Origin of the sequence: Acinetobacter sp. V110_1, assembly GCF_031798975.1 — a bacterium.
Lineage (GTDB): Bacteria > Pseudomonadota > Gammaproteobacteria > Pseudomonadales > Moraxellaceae > Acinetobacter > Acinetobacter nosocomialis_A.
Genome location: NZ_JAVQNN010000025.1, coordinates 1 through 17341, shown reverse-complemented (window position 1 = coordinate 17341; position 17341 = coordinate 1). Strand labels below are relative to the sequence as shown.

The following is a 17341-nucleotide window of genomic DNA, read 5'->3' as shown; positions in this document are numbered from 1 at the left end:
TCTAGAGAGAAAGTTAAGCAGCTTTTGCTTTTAATGCGCTCATGAGTTTTTGATGTAAGCCACCAAAGCCACCGTTAGACATAATCACAACAGCATCGCCCTCACCTGCTTCATTAACAATACGGTTAATAATTTCATCAAGAGAGCGGCTGACTTGAGCGCGGTTTGAAGCAGCTTCAATCACTGGTTGTAAATCCCAGTCTAAACCTTCTGGCTGGTACCAGATAACGTCATCTGCTAAGCGTGCTGAATGCGCTAAGCCATCTTTATGGCTGCCCATACGCATGGTATTTGAACGCGGTTCAATAATAGCCCATAAACGGCGTTCGCCTAGGCGTTTACGTGCGCCATCCAAAGTCGTGTCAATCGCTGTTGGGTGGTGAGCAAAGTCATCATAAACTTCAATACCATTGACTGTACCGAGTAACTCCATACGGCGTTTTACACCGCCAAAGTTAGATAAAGCTTCACAAGCCGTTTCAAGAGCAACGCCCACATGTTGAGCTGCTGCAATGGTTGCTAAAGCATTCGCTACGCTATGTTGCCCTGTCATGCTCCATTTCACTTCGCCAACGACATTGCCATTTTCGAGGACTTTAAAATGGCTGCCATCAATTGAAATTAATTCGGCAGACAAAGCAGCTTTTTCATTCGCTTCTAAACTTGTACGAATCACTGGCGTCCAGCAACCCATTTCAAGTACTTCATCAATATGAGTTTCAGTAATTGGCGCAATAATACGGCCTTCACTTGGAATGGTACGCACAAGATGATGGAACTGTTTTTGAATTGCTGCTAAGTCATCAAAAATATCGGCATGGTCAAATTCAAGGTTATTTAAAATCGCCGTTTTTGGATGATAGTGAACAAACTTAGAACGTTTATCAAAGAAAGCTGAGTCATATTCGTCGGCTTCAACGCAGAAGTATTTACCACCGCCTAAACGAGCGCTTTCACTAAAACCCAGTGGTACACCACCAATTAAAAAGCCTGGGTTTAAACCAGCTTGATCAAGTACCCAAGCTAACATGGTCGTAGTAGTTGTTTTTCCATGAGTACCTGCCACACCAAGCACATGTTTGCCTTGTAAAACGTGATCAGCAAGGAACTGTGGACCAGAAATATATGGCAGGCCTTCATTGAGCATGTATTCCACGGCATCAATACCACGTTTCATGGCGTTGCCGACAATAACTAAATCTGGATGAGGCTGTAAATGACTACGGTCATAGCCTTGCATGAGTTCAATACCTGCGTTTTCTAACTGGGTAGACATTGGCGGGTAAACGTTTGAATCGGAACCTGTTACCTTATGTCCTAAATCACGAGCTAAAAGTGCTAAAGAGCCCATAAAAGTGCCACAAATACCCAAGATATGCAGATGCATTGCTCGCCTTCTCCACTGCTTTTGTACACAGTATTAATGTGAATTACTGTGTTTTCATTATTGATAAATTTGCCAGCAACGATAGCAAGGCTCAACTGGAAAAGATAGTCAAAATTCGTTGTTGTTCTATGTGTTTGAGGCACTCATAAAAGTACAGCTTTATTTTTTAGATTTAAGCTGAATTATAGTTTTATCTTTTATAATGTTTTTGATCCATATTAATACTTAAATCATCGTGACGATGAAGGATGTGCCTTTGAGCCCAACGGTTTTAGCTTTTGTGCTATTAATTATTTCGAACTGTTTTATGACACTTGCATGGTATGGGCATCTTAAATTTTTGCACCATGCTCCATTCTGGCAAGCGATTTTATTCGGTTGGATTATCGCCCTACTGGAATATAGTTTTATGATTCCAGCAACTCGAATCTTGAGTGATCAAAACTGGACCTTGGGTGAAATGAAAATTACCCAAGAAGTAGTCACTCTCATTGTATTTGTGCCATTCATGGTGTTGCTATTTAAGCAGCCGTTTAAATTAGACTATGTTTGGGCCATGTTATGCCTGTTTGGCTGCGTCTATTTTGTATTTAGAAGCCAGTAATCAGCAATAGCTTGTATTGAATAACTGACTTTACAAGCTATTACTTTTCAAATACCTGATTATTTAGCAGAATATTTACACGCTTTTTTTAGAATTTTAGAAAATTGTTTATCTCTTGGCGTTGGGTCTTCATAGTCAAAAGCATAATTACTATCTAATGTAGTTGTACTCAAAGCGCCGTCCGGTTCAAAATTAGACATAGCATAACTATAGGTCTGATCGTCACAGTAAATACGATATTCGGTAATTGAATATACATTTCCTACCTCAGTTGCACCAAGATAATAACCAGTCATCAGAACTGGCTCTCTCTCATCAGTAGCAGATTTTCCAGTGACAATAAATTTCTCTTGTACCTTACCAGTTAATGCTCCACTTTTGATTTCTCCGTTATAACCCTTTTCTTTATTTAAAGTTTTAATGGTTTTTTGAAATTCGCTGATATTTAAATTTACTAAGGCCGCGTAACTCGTTGTTGTGCAAAGTGTGAGTGTTAAGACTCCAAGAAATTTTTTCATTATTAAGCTCTTATGAATTTGATTAAGCGCGTTATATTAATAAAATTTGAGAATGTGTCACTGTTAAAGCATGACATTTTTTTATGAGATTAAAAATATTTACAGAGCTGGTGAGTTAAATTTTCGTGAGATGAAAAATCAGTCTATAATAATGGGCTTCCGAACTATTTAAAACTTGGCTCTCGTCGAGATTTATCTTCTTTTACTTTTGTCTTTGGAACATTAGCAATGAATGCGGCCGCAGCACAAGACGCTCAACCTCTCGTTGGAATTATTATGGGTTCTCAATCTGATTGGGCAACTCTCGAAAACACTGCCAATATGCTTAAACAGCTTGGTGTCCCATTTGAAGCGGAAGTGGTATCTGCTCACCGTACGCCAGACCGTTTATTTGAATATGCAGAAACTGCACGTGATCGCGGTATTCAAGTGATTATTGCTGGTGCTGGTGGTGCTGCACATCTACCAGGTATGTGTGCTGCAAAAACTGACTTACCTGTGTTGGGTGTACCAGTTAAATCATCAATTTTAAATGGCGTAGATTCATTGCTTTCAATCGTACAAATGCCAGCAGGTATCGCAGTCGGTACTTTGGCAATTGGTCCAGCTGGCGCGACCAATGCTGCGATTATGGCTGCTCAAATCTTAGGTTTAACTCGTCCTGAAATCGCAAAAAATGTTGCAGATTTCCGCGCTGCTCAAACTGATAAAGTTGCAAGCAACAATATTCCGGGACAGGTTTAAGAGGCTGAAATGGATAAAACTATCGGTATTTTTGGTGGTGGACAATTGGGCCGTATGATGGCGCAAGCAGCTTTACCATTAAATATTCAATGTACTTTTTTTGAAGCAAATACAGATTGTCCAGCAGGTGTTTTAGGTCAAGTTTTTTCTAGCCAAGATGAACAAGGTTTAAAGCAGTTTATTGAAAGCGCTGATGTTTTCAGCCTTGAGTTTGAAAATACGCCTGTTGCGGACGTAGATGTTTTAACACAAACCAAAACATTGCACCCTCCCCGTGTTGCTTTAGCGACTGCGCAAAATCGTTTGTCAGAAAAAGCATTGTTTGATGAACTTGAGATTCCTGTTGCGCCGTACCGTGCTGTAGATAGCCTAGAAAGCTTGAAAAAAGCTGTTGCTGAACTTGGTTTGCCGATTGTACTTAAGACGGCAACTGGTGGATACGACGGCAAAGGTCAGTTTGTACTTCGTTCAGAAGACCAAATTGATACTGCTTGGTCTGAACTTGGCCCTGCAAAAAGCTTAGTTGCTGAAAGTTTTGTTAAATTTTCTCGCGAAGTTTCAATTATTGCAGTACGCGGCCAAAATGGTGAAGTAAAAACTTGGCCATTGGCTGAAAATCATCATCACAACGGTATTTTGTCGCACTCAATCGTGCCTGCACCGAACAGTGAAGCTCTACAACCAGTTGCTCAAGACTACATTACGCGTTTGTTGAATCATCTCAACTACGTTGGCGTGTTGACTCTAGAGCTATTCGTGACAGAACAAGGCTTATGTGCAAATGAGATGGCACCACGTGTGCACAACTCAGGCCACTGGTCAATTGAAGGCGCCGTATGTTCACAGTTTGAAAACCATGTTCGAGCTGTTGCAGGACTACCATTGGGTTCAACAGACGTTGTTCGCCCAACGGTTATGATCAATATTATTGGTCAGCATCCTAAAACTGAAGATGTTTTAGCACTACATGGCGCTCATCTGCACCTTTATAACAAATCAGAACGTGCTGGCCGTAAGTTGGGCCACATTACATTAATGCCTGTGAATAGTAATGAATTGACAAGTTTATGTCGTCAATTAGCGAAAATTTTGCCAGAACCACTCGCATTGACAGCTGATATGACTATTTAATTAAGTTAAAATTCCTAAAAAGCGATCTTCGGATCGCTTTTTTTGTCTTTTAAATTTAAAAAATCTAATCTTGTTCTGTTGTGGATAACTTTTATTAAGCTTTTTGAATTTAAATGAGGACTTTTATTTTGAATTTAAAAAATGAAACAAGGTGTTTTAGTGGTTTTGAATTTAAAATAAGTTATCCCCAGCACCTAAAGTTTGAATTTAAATCTAGTAGATCAGCTTATGTTTGTTTTGAATTTAAAAAGATGCATGTTATCTCGGTGGTGTTTTGAATTCAAAACTATATCTAACTTTTAAATTTAAAATATTTCTCTGAGTGGTGAAGGGGTTGTAGCATATAAAGATGATGAAGAGCATAGCTAATATAGGGGTTGAGGCAGTTTAGAGCTGTGGTTTTATAAGTTATCCACAGATGGAATGGGTTTGGGCTTTTAAATTTAAAGTGACATTTTGAATTTAAACTACAGGAGGGATTTTTGAATTTAAAAACCAATTAATCTTGTGTAAGAAGTTTTAAATTCAAAACTAGATGTAAAATTTGAATTTAAAACTTTGGAAATGAATTTAAAGAAGTAATTATGAATTCAAATTTACGATTTCTCTCTGAAAATTTTGAGTCCATAATGGTATGGTACAGACAAATTTAAATTTAAAAATTGAACTAGGATAATATGCGACGTTTTTCTTGTATTGTTGGGTCTATATTTTTGGCAATGACTCAGGCTCAAGCAGAGCTGGTAATAAATGGTTCTACTTCTACAATATCTAGTAATGCGACTGTTCCAGTAACGAATAGCAATACTTATACGCCTAATAATAATTTCCAGAGTTGTTTAGCAAATTTACGTTCACAAGCGATTGCTGCTGGAGTTTCAGGTAGTACTTATGACCGCTATACGCAAAATTTAACGCCAGATTACTCAGTAATTGATAAGTTAAATTATCAGCCAGAATTTTCTACACCGATTTGGGACTATTTATCTGGTCTTGTAGATGAAGAGCGTGTTGAGCTGGGGAAACAAAAATTAGCGCAATATCGAGATGTTTTAAATCGTGCATCTCAAGCTTATGGCGTACCAGCTGAAACAATTGTAGCAGTATGGGGTGTTGAAAGTAATTTTGGAGATATTTCTGGAAAATATCCTTTATTGCAAGCACTTGGAACATTAAGTTGTGAAGGGCGCCGACAAAGTTATTTCCGTACAGAATTTTTTGCCACTATGCGTATTTTACAACGTGGCGATTTAACCGAAGATCAACTTAAAGGCTCATGGGCTGGTGCATTTGGACATACGCAGTTTATGCCATCAACTTATGAACGCTTAGCTGTTGATTTTGATGGTGATGGTCGCCGAGATTTAGTGTTGAGTACGGCAGATGCATTGGCATCGACGGCTAATTTCTTAAATAAAGCGGGTTGGCAAACGGGAATGCCTTGGGGTTTTGAAGTCAAAATTCCGTCAGGTATGTCAATTGATGGAGAAGGGCGCCGCTCTAAAAAATCATTGAGTAGCTGGAGTGCACGTGGAGTAACCCGAATTGATGGTACACCTTTAATTCAAGGTGCTTTGTCGGATAGTACGCCTGCCGGTTTAATGGCACCAGCAGGAGCAAATGGCCCAGTGTTTTTAGTATTTAAAAATTTTGATGCCATTTATAGTTATAACGCAGCCGAAAGTTATGGACTTGCGATTGCACATTTATCTGATCGCTTAAAAGGTGGCAAGCCATTCGTTGCTTCTTGGCCAACAGATGACCCAGGTACTTCTCGTGCAGAGCGTCGGGAGATTCAGCAATTTCTAATTAATCGTGGCTATGATATTGGTGCTGTAGATGGCTTAATTGGTGATAAAACACGTATTGCTATCCGCCAAGAGCAGACTCGTTTAGGTTTAAATCCAACTGGACGGGCAGGGCAGCAAATTTTAAGAGCCTTCCGTCAAGAACAAGCCCGAAAAATGATGCAATAAGGCATTAAATAAAAAAGGTCTGCATATGCAGACCTTTTTTATTTAGCAGTTAAACTATGGATTAATCGAGCTTTACAGCTTCCAAAATGTCCAAAATAACTGAAGTGACATCTTGACTTAAATCACGATCATTAAAGATTTCATAAGCAGTAATAGTGACATCGGTGTCACTTGGTAACTGCTTCTGTTCTTCTTCGATTAGATGTTCGATGGGTAGTAATGTCTGCTTAACTTCAAGATGTAAAATATCTTTATATTCAATATTTTCATCTTCAAGTTCAATTTCTTGCTCATTAAAATAAGGCAGTAAAATAGAATGAAGGTACGGTTTAAGTTCAATAATATCAAATAGTTCGATATCTCGAGTTTGTTCAATCGTACTAATGTGGTCATTTACTTCAATCAGGATATGATAATAACTCATCTTGATCTCCATTCTATTTTAGACGGCTCTTACAACCACAATAACATGACTTTGACATGAATTTCGATGTATCTATTTATAAAATAGATACATCATTATGTCTCATATCTAATTATTGAGGTAAAGCGTTTAATAGATCACGATCAGCATCAGTTAAAATATCACTTTTTTTATCGCTGTCTTTGCGAACTGAGTACATTAACGCGCCTGGTTGATCAGAGTGTTTTAAGCCAAGTGCATGACCTAATTCATGAGCAATCGTTAAACGTAAATCATCAATAGAGCTATACTCATAGATTGTGATTTGTTTACCGTTATAAAGACCTTTCTTAAATACATCAGCTTGTGCATTTTGCTTAAACTGATTTAATGATTGATTGAACTGGTCATTAATCTGGTTAAAGTGATTAACCTTTTTGTTTAAGTCCGCAGCTTGCTGATTGTAAGCAGCAATATCTTTCTTTAAAGAAACAGTTTGTTTCTGTAAATCTTTTTGAGTTTTCGCAAGAGATTTTGCTGTGTATTCAGGTGCTGATTTACCTTCATTAAATTGCATCATTTGTTGATCAAAATTCTTCAACTTCTCATTTAAGATCTGTTTCTTGTTTTCAAGATCAGATTGAGTTTGACTTAAATTTTGCTTCAACTGCTTAATTTGCTGTTGTTCATCAACTACGCGTTGTTGATCTTGTTTAAATTGAGCAGAGATTTTTTGACGCTGTTCTGAACGATTTTTGCTGTCATCGTATACAAGACGAATTTCTAACTTTGCATTTGGATCATAAGTAAAGTAATTTTTACCCGTACCTTCTTTCCAAATATCAGCAGCTTGCTGAGTAATCTGAATTAATTGATCTTGACTTAAACCAAAACGAGGATCGACTTCAGCAATTTTATATGTCAAATGTTGAGCATTTTTTTGCTGAACTTGAGTGTTTACAGGAGTTGCAAGGTGAGCATTGGCCTGAAAATTAGAAAAAGCAAAAGCCAAGCCTAATAACAAAGATGTTAAGCGCATAGTCGTCAGGGGGAGATTTTTAAAAAAAACGTATTATAAGAAGATAAAATGAAAAATCAATCAAAAAATATACAATTTTGATAAATAAATGAGACTTTAGTCTCATTATTTTTTACCGTTTGCCAAATTATTTGTTAGTAAAATTTGAACAGTTTTAATTTTATTTAGTTTATTTAATCAGTTAGTTTTAATGATTTTCGTTATTAGAACTATAAAATGAACTCAGTAAGTCTAAATCTGCATGCGTTAATTTGAAGTTATGAATATCTTGCTCTTTTAAACGAGGATACATTAAAGATTTAGGGTCAGTAGTGTGTTTTAGTCCCAGTGCATGTCCAAATTCATGGGCAAGTGTTAGACGCAAATCATCAAATGAATTAAAACCATAAATTTGAATCTGATTTTGACTGAATAAACCTTTGTGAAAAGTCTCTGGACTAGCCGTTGTACTTAAATTAAATTGTTTAATAGATTGACTAAGCAGACTTTGCTGTTGATTTATTTGCTTAATTTGTGCATTAAGATTTTCTATTTTATTGTTATGTTGAGAAAATTTTGTTTTTAACTTTAATGATAATTCGGTTAGCTCAGCTTGACGTTTAATTAAATCAGCTTGTTTAAATTTACTATTATCTCCTTGGTTAAAAAGAGTTACATCCTTTTGATATTGTTCAAATCTATTATTTAGTTCCTCTTTTGCTTCATGCAAAAGAGCAGTTTCCTGATCTATTTGTTGTTTAGATAATAGAACAGCTTTATTTTTCTCTCGCAATTCTTCCTGCTGTTGTAATAACTTATTTATATTAATTTTTCTTTCATTTTGAACAGCTTGATAATCATCAAACACTAAATTAATTGTAAGTTCTGCTTGTGGGTCATAAATAAAATAAGTTTTTCCTGTCTCTTTCTGCCAAATCCCAGCAGCTTCTTGACCAATTTGAATAAATTGTTCCTTAGTAATATGAAAACGTGGATCTATATAATCAATCTTGTATTTTAGAGGTTGATTAAAAGAAATAGTTGATAAACGGCTTTGAGCAAAAGCAACTGTGTATAAGCTCATACTTAAGTAAAAGCTCATTCCCCACCATAGAAATTTTTTCATGGCAAAAATAAAAATATAAATAAATTCTTATTGTTAGTAAGTAATTCGGATCCGTCAAAGTGATAATGGAGACCAGAGTTGGTGGTTGTTTTGTGATCTTGCTAAAGAAAGGGAAGGGATAAATCTATTTATTTGGCACTAATGGAAAATTTAATGAATTTAATAACAGTGATTTTAATTTTTTAAAATAATTATAAATAATAAAAAGTTAATTTTAATAATTGACTATTTTGACTGCAAAATAACCAAATTGATATAAAAACAATAATTGTTTCTTTTTGTAACTCATAAAAAACCGCGCTTTCGCGCGGTCTTTTCTAAAGAGACAAATTATTTTTTGTCATCTTTTACTTCTGTGAATTCAGCATCTACAACGCCATCATCAGCTTTTTGTTGACCCGCATCGCCACCTTGGAATGCATTAGGATCAAAACCTTCAGCACCACCAGCTTGTTGTGCTTGTTCATAAGCACGTTGAGTGATTGGCATCAAAATGTTTTGTAAAGCTTCAGTTTTCGCTTTGATCGCTTCAACATCATTTTCTTTAGTTGCTGCTTCAAGTTCAGAAACTGCTGTGCTAACCGCTGTTTTTTCATCTTCAGTCACTTTGTCACCAAGATCTTTAACAGCTTTGTTCGAACTTGAAATTAATGCATCAGCTTCGTTACGAGCTTTTGCAAGTTCTTCAAATTTACGGTCTTCTTCAGCATTCGCTTCAGCATCTTTAATCATCGCTTCGATTTCAGCATCAGATAAACCTGAGTTTGCTTTAATCTGAATCGATTGCTCTTTACCAGTGCTCTTATCTTTCGCAGATACTTTCAAGATACCGTCAGCGTTGATGTCAAACGATACTTCAATTTGCGGCACACCACGTGGAGCAGGTGGGATATCGCCTAATTGGAAGTTACCCAACAATTTGTTTTGTTGAGCCATCTTACGTTCACCTTGGTAAACTGAAATATCTACAGCTGGTTGGTTATCAGCAGCAGTAGAGAACACTTGTGATTTCTTCGCAGGAATCGTCGTGTTTTTCTCAATGATTGGTGTTAATACACCGCCCATTGTTTCAATACCTAAAGTTAATGGTGTTACGTCAAGAAGCAATACGTCATTCTTGTCACCAGACAATACAGCACCTTGAATTGCTGCACCGATTGCAACTGCTTCGTCAGGGTTCACGTCTTTACGTGGCTCTTTACCGAAGAATTCTTGTACTTTTTGTTGTACAAGTGGCATACGAGACTGACCACCAACCAAAATTACGTCAGAGATGTCAGAAGTCGAAAGGCCAGCATCTTTAAGTGCAATACGGCAAGGTTCAATTGTACGAGCAACTAAGTCAGCAACTAAACCTTCAAGTTTTGCACGAGTTACGTTGATCACTAAGTGTTTAGGACCAGTCGCATCAGCAGTGATGTATGGAAGGTTAATTTCAGTTGCATTTGATGAAGAAAGCTCGATTTTTGCTTTTTCAGCAGCTTCTTTCAAACGTTGTAACGCAAGTGGATCATTTTTCAAGTTCACACTTTGTTCTTTCTTGAATTCTTCAACCAAGTATTCAATTAACGCGTTATCAAAGTCTTCACCACCAAGGAAAGTATCACCGTTAGTTGATAACACTTCGATTTGTTGGTCGCCATCAAGGTCTGCGATTTCAATGATAGATACGTCAAAAGTACCACCACCTAAGTCGTAAACTGCAACTTTACGGTCGCCTTCTTTTTTGTCCATACCGAACGCAAGAGCCGCAGCCGTTGGTTCGTTAATGATACGTTTAACATCTAAACCAGCGATTTTACCCGCATCTTTAGTTGCTTGACGTTGAGCATCGTTAAAGTAAGCAGGAACGGTAATTACCGCTTCAGTTACTGTTTCACCTAAATAATCTTCTGCAGTTTTTTTCATCTTTTTCAAGATTTCAGCAGAGATTTGTTGAGGCGCTAATTTTTTATCGTTTACTTCAACCCAAGCATCACCGTTGTCTGCTTTGATGATTTTATACGGTACAAGACCAATGTCTTTTTGTACTGCTTGATCTTCATAACGACGACCAATTAAACGCTTGATCGCGAATAATGTATTTTTAGGGTTTGTTACTGCTTGACGCTTAGCACTTTGACCAACCAAGATCTCGCCATCTTTATAAGCAATGATCGATGGAGTTGTACGTGCGCCTTCAGCGTTTTCGATTACTTTTACTTTATCGCCTTCAAGTACAGCAACACATGAGTTGGTAGTACCTAAGTCAATACCAATAATTTTTGCCATTTGGTGTGTTCCTCTAAAATTCTGTTGCAATGTTTTGCTTGTTATTCGATATGAGAGTCAATCGGTTTTTTTCAAGCATTTTTATGAAAAAAAAACAAAAAACTCTCAAATTCTTGTGCTTTTAGCAAAGCGATGCTTCGCTTTTGTTCGTTTTATTGACCAACCATAACCATAGCAGGGCGCAACAAACGACCATTTAAGGTATAGCCTTTTTGTAAAACGGTGCCGATTTCATTGGCTTTGGCATTTGGATCAATGCCAACAGCTTGATGTAAATCTGCGTTGAAACCATTTTGAGTATCAGCTTCTACAACGCCAAATTTCTCAAGAGTTGTTAATAGTGACTTCAAGGTTAGCTTAATACCTTCAAGTACTGGTGTTTCTTCACCACCAGCAGCCTGAATTGCACGTTCTAAATTGTCGACAGAGTCCAACAATTCTTTTGCAAATTTTTCAAGCACAGTTTCTTTATGCTTCTCAGACTCACGTTGAATACGCTCTACACTTTTTTGTGCTTCATAAACTGCGTTTGCTGTACGAGCTTTTTCCAGCTTAAGATTTTCTTCTAGTTTAGTGATTTGCGCTTGTAAAGATTCAACGGTAACGTCGTTTGCTTGCTCTACACCTTCAGCTTGAGTTTGCTCGTTAGATTGCTCAGCTTGCTCATTTTGAATGTCTTGAGCTTGCTCATTTTGCTCATTAGCCATTGATGATCTCCGTTTAAATGGGTTTTTAAACATGTACAGTCCTTTTTGGCATCAGTATTTACTGTGTAAAACCTGAACTGCCATGCATATGCTGTAATTCATTAATAGGGATGAAGTATGGGCATTGCCTAAAAATTCAAGCGTACACGGCAATTTAAAGCTTTTAATTTTGCGGTTTTAAGTAAAAATCTAAATTTTCGATCATAAAAGCAATAAATTCTTGAGTAATTCGAGGTAAATGTTGTCTAGAGGCATACACGATCGACAAGCTTAGCTCAGGAGCCATAAAATTTTTAAATAAAGCGGTTAGGCGTTTTTCTTTTAAATCTTTTTCAACTAATAATGACGGTAACATTGCGACTCCCTGTGCATGTAAACACATATCGTAAAGCGCATTTACATCATTACTTTTAAAAGTCACATTCAAAGGATAGTTCTGAGGTTGTTGTTCATTATCAAACAGTGTCCAGTATTGGTGCTGACTATGATGAGCAATACATTCATGCTGAATCAGCTGACGAGGATGGAGCAGGGGACTGTGCTGTTTTAAATAATCTGGATGAGCACAGAAAACGGACTCGATCTGACAAACTGGTCGTGCAATTAAACCATCGGCTACCTTTTGGGTAATACGTAACGCTAAGTCCACTTGTGCATCTATAAGATCCATAGTGTTTTCGGTCAAGTAAACATCAAAATTAATATGCGGATGCTGACGTTTAAATTGGCGAATACATTCTGCTACTCCAAGTTCAAATAAAAATAAACCGCATGTAAAACGGATTGTACCGTTATGTTGCTCAGGCGCTGCGAGCTCTTGTAAAAGTTGTTGTTGTTGTAAAATATTTTCACAGTAGAGCAGAGCTTTCTCACCTGCGGGAGTGAGGGATATTTTTCGGGTATTTCTCTGAAAAAGTCGAGTTGAGAATGTATGTTCAAGGTGCTCAAGATAACGTGAAACCATGGCGCGAGAATAATTAAGATGTTCTGCGGCTTTGGTCAAATTGCCATGTTGTGCAATAGAAACAAAGACCTGAATCGCTTTTAAAGTATCCATATGTCTAGCTATTATTACAATATATGCAACAGTTTATCTTAAATTAGTGCATTTATCTTACATAAATTGCAATTTAAAGTGTTCTTCATGAAACAGGAGAATACCTAATGAGATTATTTAAATTAACCGCTTCTGCGCTTACTACTGCAACGGCATTAACTATGGCTCAGTCAGCTTTTGCTCAAGACCTAAAAATCCAGAGTTTTCTGGCTAAACCCGAACATTTTGGCGTGACGTCTACTTTAATTGAAGGCGATAAAGAAGTTCTATTGGTTAATGCGCAATTCTCAAAATCTGAAGCATTGCGCATTGCCGCAAATATTCTAGATAGCGGTAAAACGTTAAAAACAATTTTTGTAAGCTATGGCGACCCAGACTATTACTTTGGTTTAGATGTATTTAAACAGTATTTCCCGAATGTACAGATTATTGCCACTCCAGAAACAGTAAAGCATATTCAAGATACTCAAGCGCTTAAAATTAAATATTGGGGACCACAAATGGGTGCAAATGCACCTAGCCAAATTATTGTGCCTCAAGCTTATACAGCTAAAACTTTAAAACTTGAAAATGAATCAATCGAAATTAAAGGTAAAAAAGAACTTACCTATTTATGGGTACCGTCTGCAAAAGCAGTAGTAGGGGGAATCCCTGTGTCTTCAGGCATTCATTTATGGATGGCCGATACTCCTAAAACTAAAGATCGTGCGGAAGTTATTCAATCCTTAGAAAGTATCAAAGCCCTTCAGCCTAAAATTGTTGTGCCTGCACATATGGTTGAGGGAGCTCCACAAGGTCTCGATGCGGTTAATTTCTCGATTAACTATTTAAATAGTTATGAAAAGGCAGCTAAAGCAACTAAAAACTCTGCTGAGTTGAGCAAAGTTATGCAAAAGCAATATCCAACTCTTCAAAGTGTTGATAGCTTAGAGTTAGGGGCTAAAGTTGTAAAAGGTGAAATGCAGTGGCCATAATTTAACATTTAAGCCATATTCACTTTCAAAAAAGTCGCGATCATTCGCGGCTTTTTTATGAATAAACCACTTTTAAGGGTAAAAAAGCTCTGTAACAGTCTACGTACCTTATATAGCGTTTCTATAAATGGAAAAATTTTAAATATAAGGACTCAGCAGAATAAAAAGAAAAAATTGATAAAATTAAACAAGCGTTTATCTATGGTTTAATTTATAAAATAGATTGATCAGATTAAAAAATTGATTTTAATAAAAAATTGCAGAATTTGTACTTCTATTACTAGAAAAGACAACCAATGATACGCACGCCAGAAAAAAAAATTGTGAATTATAGGCAGCGCGAAGATGAACTTTGCATTTAAACGTTTGTCGTAATGAAAGGAAAGTGATTATGAAAAAATTAGGTCTTATCTCTGTAGTGCTTGCTGGTGTCGCTTTTACAGCTGTTGGTTGTGCATCTGAAGCTGGTTTAAACGCATCAGGTTCTGCTCAAACAAGTGCTAGCCCATCTGGGGTACAAGCAGGTGCTGGTATTGATGCAGGTGTTTCTGGTCAAGCACAACCAGGTCAAGTAGATGCTGGTGCTTCTGGTTCAGTTTCAGGCTCTGCAACTGCTCAGTAATTTGCTGCTAAAAATAAGAGATATGAGTTTATAGAACATATATGTTCAAGATGCCAATACATATATGAAATGAGCTGCTACTCATTTTTCTATAGATTAGAGAGAATTTATATTCCTCAAAAAAGCCCCAAAAGACTTATTTCTTTGGGGCTTTTTATATAGTAGTAAGTTTAGTCATCATGACGATAATCTCGGCGATCATGATCTCGATCTTCTACCCGTTTTTTATCCCAGTCACGGTGTCTTTTATCCCATTCACGACGATCTTTCTCTTGTTCACGAATATCTTTACGTTGTTGTTCATATACTCGTTGACGCTCTTCCCAACGCTTCCGTTCCCAATCATTATATCGACGTTGATCATCACGATCATAGCGGCGATCATGGTCATGGTAAACGTATCCGCCACCACGATAATAAGGATCATCTGGGTAAGCAACACAGCCTACAGTTAAAAGACTGGTTGCTAACATAGTAACAACTAGTTTTGCTGACATAGCGGTACCTCTTTTTGTCTGTTAACAATAATTGGCAAAAAAGTCCTGTTTTAATCGACAGATTTGTTAATGACATTTGCTATAAATCAGATTAGCGTAGATTGGTTTTTACCTTTGTATCTTGATTGCATGAGTTGTATGCGAATATAGTCAAACAACAAAGAATTCTGTAGAAAATATGAAGGATAAGAGGGATTCAAGGAGACAGGCATGACAGCATTTAATCAAAAAATTCAAACATTGCTAGATAAAGGGCAAGGCCCTGCTGCTCGAGCACTCGATAGGTTGCCTCGACTAGCCCAAGAGTCTCTTGCGAAAATTTTAGGATATTCTTATCAATATCCAGATCTTGATTCATTTACTAAATGCATGATGGCTGTGCAAATTAAACAGGGGAAAGAGGGCTTTATTGGCTCTGACCCCATTCAATCAAGAAGAATGTTTGATGCACAAATGCAGGCTATACGCCAAAAACCAACTTATATTGATTCAGTAGAGGATATTCGCCTACCACTACAAAGCGGTACAATCTTTGCCAGACATTATCATCCTGCTCCTAACAAGAAACTGCCATTAATTGTGTTTTATCACGGAGGTGGTTTTGTCGTAGGCGGTTTAGATACTCATGATGAGGTTTGTCGTTTATTAGCTAAATATGCAAAAGTACAGGTACTCAGTATCGACTATCCTCTTGCTCCAGAAGTTTCACCAGAACATTTAATTCAGTCATGTGAAGATGCATTAGCATGGGTTTATCAAAACCGCAGACAATTAAAAATTTTAAAAAATAGAATAGCGGTCGCAGGGGACAGTGCTGGTGGAAATATTAGTACTGTTGTAGCGCAAAGATCAGTAAATAAAGCTTATGCTCCGCAAGCACAATTACTTATTTATCCAACAGTGGATTTCAAAAGCAGACATCCTTCTTTTTATGCTTATAACGAAGGGTTGGTTTTAACAAATACCGATATTGATTACGTCACACAATATTATGCAACTCAGCATAATGTAGAACTTGACGATCCAATTATTTCACCTACCTATGGCAACCTAAAGAAAAATCCACCAGCTTTTGTGATTACAGCCGGACATGATGTCTTACATGACGAAGCAAAAATATATAGTCATAAGTTAAGACAAAATGGCGTGAAAATGCATTACGAAGAATTTCCGGAACAGACTCATGGTTTTATTAACATGACGCCAATTTCTAGAAAAGCAAAACGCCATACTATCGAAATTAGTAAAAACTTTAGAAAATTCTGGGATAAAAATAGTTAAACAAACACAATAATCCATGTTTCACGTGGAACATGGATTACTTAGAAAAAAGAATTAAAATTCTTAATAAATACTCACTAGAATTCTTTGCTGTAGACGATTAGATTTAATGATTATCTTTTTATAAAGTTTATTGTAGGAAAATATGAAAAAGCTATTGATGTTGTTTTGTCTAGGTCTAAGTAGTCACTCAGTATGGGCTAATAGCTTAGTTGAGATGCAAACAAATTTAGGCAACATCGAAATAGAGTTATATGACGACAAAGCACCGATTAGTGTGAATAACTTTAAAAGCTATATAAAATCTGGTTTTTATAAAGAGACAATCTTTCATCGTGTGATTCCAGGTTTCATGGCACAAGGTGGTGGCATGACTGCAAATATGCAGGAAAAGACAACACGAGCGCCTATTAAGAATGAAGCAGGAAATGGTATTGCAAATACGCGTGGTACTTTAGCCATGGCTCGTACATCAGATCCAGATTCAGCTACTAGCCAGTTTTTTATAAATGTTGCAGATAATAAATTTCTTAACCGTTCCCCGGGAAATCCTGGGTATGCCGTTTTTGGTAAAGTGATAAAAGGAATGGATGTAGTTGATCGTATTGTTCAGGTTCCTACATCAAACTATGGCATGCATCAAAACGTGCCAAAACAGCCTATAAAAATTGTAGATATAAAGATCAAAACATCGAAAAAATAAATTAATGATATAAATCAAGTGTTTAATAATTTTATAAACTTTATTTGAGTGAAAAAGAACCGGTCGAACACTGATATTTATAAAAGTGCTTGCGTACCGGTTTTTTTTCCCTATAATGCACTCATCCCGACGCGATACACGAGAATATCTTAGCTTACAGGGTTAAGATAAAAGCTTAATATTGTGTCGAATCTGTCTCTGACGAAGAGCAGAAAAATCATTAAGAGAATTGAAGAACAACTTGTGTGGATTTTTACTGATTGATTGATCGAAATAATTTTCATTGATTGATTGGTTTAAATTACTCGAAGTTTATTTGAGC

15 protein-coding genes and 2 pseudogenes are annotated in these 17341 nt (G+C 36.8%); 8 read left to right on the top strand and 9 right to left on the bottom strand.

All coding sequences use genetic code 11. The features are described 5' to 3' along the window. Positions 1 to 13: 13 nt before the first annotated feature. Positions 14 to 1387, bottom strand: coding sequence for a UDP-N-acetylmuramate:L-alanyl-gamma-D-glutamyl-meso-diaminopimelate ligase (mpl, locus tag RMA95_RS10005; RefSeq protein ID WP_311070319.1), 1374 nt, complete (start codon positions 1385 to 1387; stop codon positions 14 to 16). 241 nt (positions 1388 to 1628) lie between these two features. Between mpl and RMA95_RS10000 the strand changes: the two genes are divergently transcribed. Beyond that, the gene (locus RMA95_RS10000) at positions 1629 to 1991 is read left to right on the top strand and encodes a DMT family protein (RefSeq protein ID WP_004711246.1); all 363 of its coding nucleotides are present in this window, start codon (positions 1629 to 1631) and stop codon (positions 1989 to 1991) included. Between the two features lie 59 nt (positions 1992 to 2050). Here the strand turns inward: RMA95_RS10000 and RMA95_RS09995 are convergent, their stop codons facing one another. After that, positions 2051 to 2509 (bottom strand): hypothetical protein, encoded by a 459-nt coding sequence (locus RMA95_RS09995; RefSeq protein WP_311070318.1) that lies wholly within the window; start codon positions 2507 to 2509, stop codon positions 2051 to 2053. 228 nt (positions 2510 to 2737) lie between these two features. Here RMA95_RS09995 and purE point away from each other — a divergent pair, with 228 nt between their 5' ends. From purE to RMA95_RS09980, 3 genes are all read left to right on the top strand, one after another. Further along, complete coding sequence (gene purE, locus RMA95_RS09990) at positions 2738 to 3253, top strand: 5-(carboxyamino)imidazole ribonucleotide mutase (RefSeq protein WP_311070317.1); 516 nt, start codon at positions 2738 to 2740, stop codon at positions 3251 to 3253. A gap of 9 nt (positions 3254 to 3262) precedes the next feature. Beyond that, positions 3263 to 4384 (top strand): 5-(carboxyamino)imidazole ribonucleotide synthase, encoded by a 1122-nt coding sequence (locus tag RMA95_RS09985; protein WP_311070316.1) that lies wholly within the window; start codon positions 3263 to 3265, stop codon positions 4382 to 4384. A gap of 677 nt (positions 4385 to 5061) precedes the next feature. Continuing rightward, entirely contained in the window at positions 5062 to 6360 is a 1299-nt protein-coding gene (locus RMA95_RS09980; protein ID WP_311070315.1) for a lytic murein transglycosylase, read from the top strand. 61 nt (positions 6361 to 6421) lie between these two features. On the opposite strand, the gene RMA95_RS09975 is transcribed toward RMA95_RS09980, so the two are convergent. The 6 genes and pseudogenes from RMA95_RS09975 to RMA95_RS09950 form a co-directional block, all read right to left on the bottom strand. Next, complete coding sequence (locus tag RMA95_RS09975; protein ID WP_077164428.1) at positions 6422 to 6796, bottom strand: hypothetical protein; 375 nt, start codon at positions 6794 to 6796, stop codon at positions 6422 to 6424. Between the two features lie 100 nt (positions 6797 to 6896). After that, positions 6897 to 7908, bottom strand: a pseudogene (locus RMA95_RS09970) (M57 family metalloprotease). A gap of 81 nt (positions 7909 to 7989) precedes the next feature. After that, on the bottom strand, positions 7990 to 8907 hold the full coding sequence (locus tag RMA95_RS09965; protein WP_311070314.1) for a matrixin family metalloprotease: 918 nt from the start codon (positions 8905 to 8907) through the stop codon (positions 7990 to 7992). A gap of 330 nt (positions 8908 to 9237) precedes the next feature. Continuing rightward, entirely contained in the window at positions 9238 to 11178 is a 1941-nt protein-coding gene (gene dnaK / locus RMA95_RS09960; RefSeq protein ID WP_289736561.1) for a molecular chaperone DnaK, read from the bottom strand. A gap of 152 nt (positions 11179 to 11330) precedes the next feature. After that, a complete protein-coding gene (gene grpE, locus RMA95_RS09955; RefSeq protein ID WP_039250138.1) occupies positions 11331 to 11885 on the bottom strand; it encodes a nucleotide exchange factor GrpE in 555 nt (184 codons plus the stop codon). Between the two features lie 128 nt (positions 11886 to 12013). After that, positions 12014 to 12942 (bottom strand): annotated as a pseudogene (locus RMA95_RS09950) (LysR family transcriptional regulator). Positions 12943 to 13049: 107 nt separating this feature from the next. Here RMA95_RS09950 and RMA95_RS09945 point away from each other — a divergent pair. Next, positions 13050 to 13916 (top strand): MBL fold metallo-hydrolase, encoded by an 867-nt coding sequence (locus RMA95_RS09945; protein WP_311070313.1) that lies wholly within the window; start codon positions 13050 to 13052, stop codon positions 13914 to 13916. Between the two features lie 391 nt (positions 13917 to 14307). Next, entirely contained in the window at positions 14308 to 14538 is a 231-nt protein-coding gene (locus tag RMA95_RS09940) for a hypothetical protein (protein ID WP_004706148.1), read from the top strand. A gap of 170 nt (positions 14539 to 14708) precedes the next feature. On the opposite strand, the gene RMA95_RS09935 is transcribed toward RMA95_RS09940, so the two are convergent. Beyond that, complete coding sequence (locus tag RMA95_RS09935) at positions 14709 to 15035, bottom strand: hypothetical protein (RefSeq protein ID WP_019456661.1); 327 nt, start codon at positions 15033 to 15035, stop codon at positions 14709 to 14711. A gap of 210 nt (positions 15036 to 15245) precedes the next feature. Between RMA95_RS09935 and RMA95_RS09930 the strand changes: the two genes are divergently transcribed. Both RMA95_RS09930 and RMA95_RS09925 read left to right on the top strand, forming a co-directional pair. Next, positions 15246 to 16316 carry an alpha/beta hydrolase gene (locus tag RMA95_RS09930; RefSeq protein ID WP_311070312.1) on the top strand — a complete coding sequence of 357 codons (1071 nt, stop codon included), beginning with the start codon at positions 15246 to 15248 and terminating at the stop codon, positions 16314 to 16316. 145 nt (positions 16317 to 16461) lie between these two features. Next, a complete protein-coding gene (locus RMA95_RS09925) occupies positions 16462 to 17019 on the top strand; it encodes a peptidylprolyl isomerase (protein WP_191010682.1) in 558 nt (185 codons plus the stop codon). Positions 17020 to 17341 lie beyond the last annotated feature (322 nt).

Excerpts from the sequence above, each read along its gene's own strand:
- RMA95_RS09995 (WP_311070318.1), bottom strand. The coding sequence starts at position 2,509 with ATGAAAAAATTTCTTGGAGTCTTAACACTCACACTTTGCACAACAACG.
- RMA95_RS09930 (WP_311070312.1), top strand. The coding sequence starts at position 15,246 with ATGACAGCATTTAATCAAAAAATTCAAACATTGCTAGATAAAGGGCAA.
- RMA95_RS09985 (WP_311070316.1), top strand. The coding sequence starts at position 3,263 with ATGGATAAAACTATCGGTATTTTTGGTGGTGGACAATTGGGCCGTATG.
- RMA95_RS09945 (WP_311070313.1), top strand. The coding sequence starts at position 13,050 with ATGAGATTATTTAAATTAACCGCTTCTGCGCTTACTACTGCAACGGCA.
- RMA95_RS09940 (WP_004706148.1), top strand. The coding sequence starts at position 14,308 with ATGAAAAAATTAGGTCTTATCTCTGTAGTGCTTGCTGGTGTCGCTTTT.
- RMA95_RS09975 (WP_077164428.1), bottom strand. The coding sequence starts at position 6,796 with ATGGAGATCAAGATGAGTTATTATCATATCCTGATTGAAGTAAATGAC.
- RMA95_RS09965 (WP_311070314.1), bottom strand. The coding sequence starts at position 8,907 with ATGAAAAAATTTCTATGGTGGGGAATGAGCTTTTACTTAAGTATGAGC.
- grpE (WP_039250138.1), bottom strand. The coding sequence starts at position 11,885 with ATGGCTAATGAGCAAAATGAGCAAGCTCAAGACATTCAAAATGAGCAA.
- RMA95_RS09980 (WP_311070315.1), top strand. The coding sequence starts at position 5,062 with ATGCGACGTTTTTCTTGTATTGTTGGGTCTATATTTTTGGCAATGACT.
- RMA95_RS09935 (WP_019456661.1), bottom strand. The coding sequence starts at position 15,035 with ATGTCAGCAAAACTAGTTGTTACTATGTTAGCAACCAGTCTTTTAACT.
- purE (WP_311070317.1), top strand. The coding sequence starts at position 2,738 with ATGAATGCGGCCGCAGCACAAGACGCTCAACCTCTCGTTGGAATTATT.
- mpl (WP_311070319.1), bottom strand. The coding sequence starts at position 1,387 with ATGCATCTGCATATCTTGGGTATTTGTGGCACTTTTATGGGCTCTTTA.
- dnaK (WP_289736561.1), bottom strand. The coding sequence starts at position 11,178 with ATGGCAAAAATTATTGGTATTGACTTAGGTACTACCAACTCATGTGTT.
- RMA95_RS10000 (WP_004711246.1), top strand. The coding sequence starts at position 1,629 with ATGAAGGATGTGCCTTTGAGCCCAACGGTTTTAGCTTTTGTGCTATTA.
- RMA95_RS09925 (WP_191010682.1), top strand. The coding sequence starts at position 16,462 with ATGAAAAAGCTATTGATGTTGTTTTGTCTAGGTCTAAGTAGTCACTCA.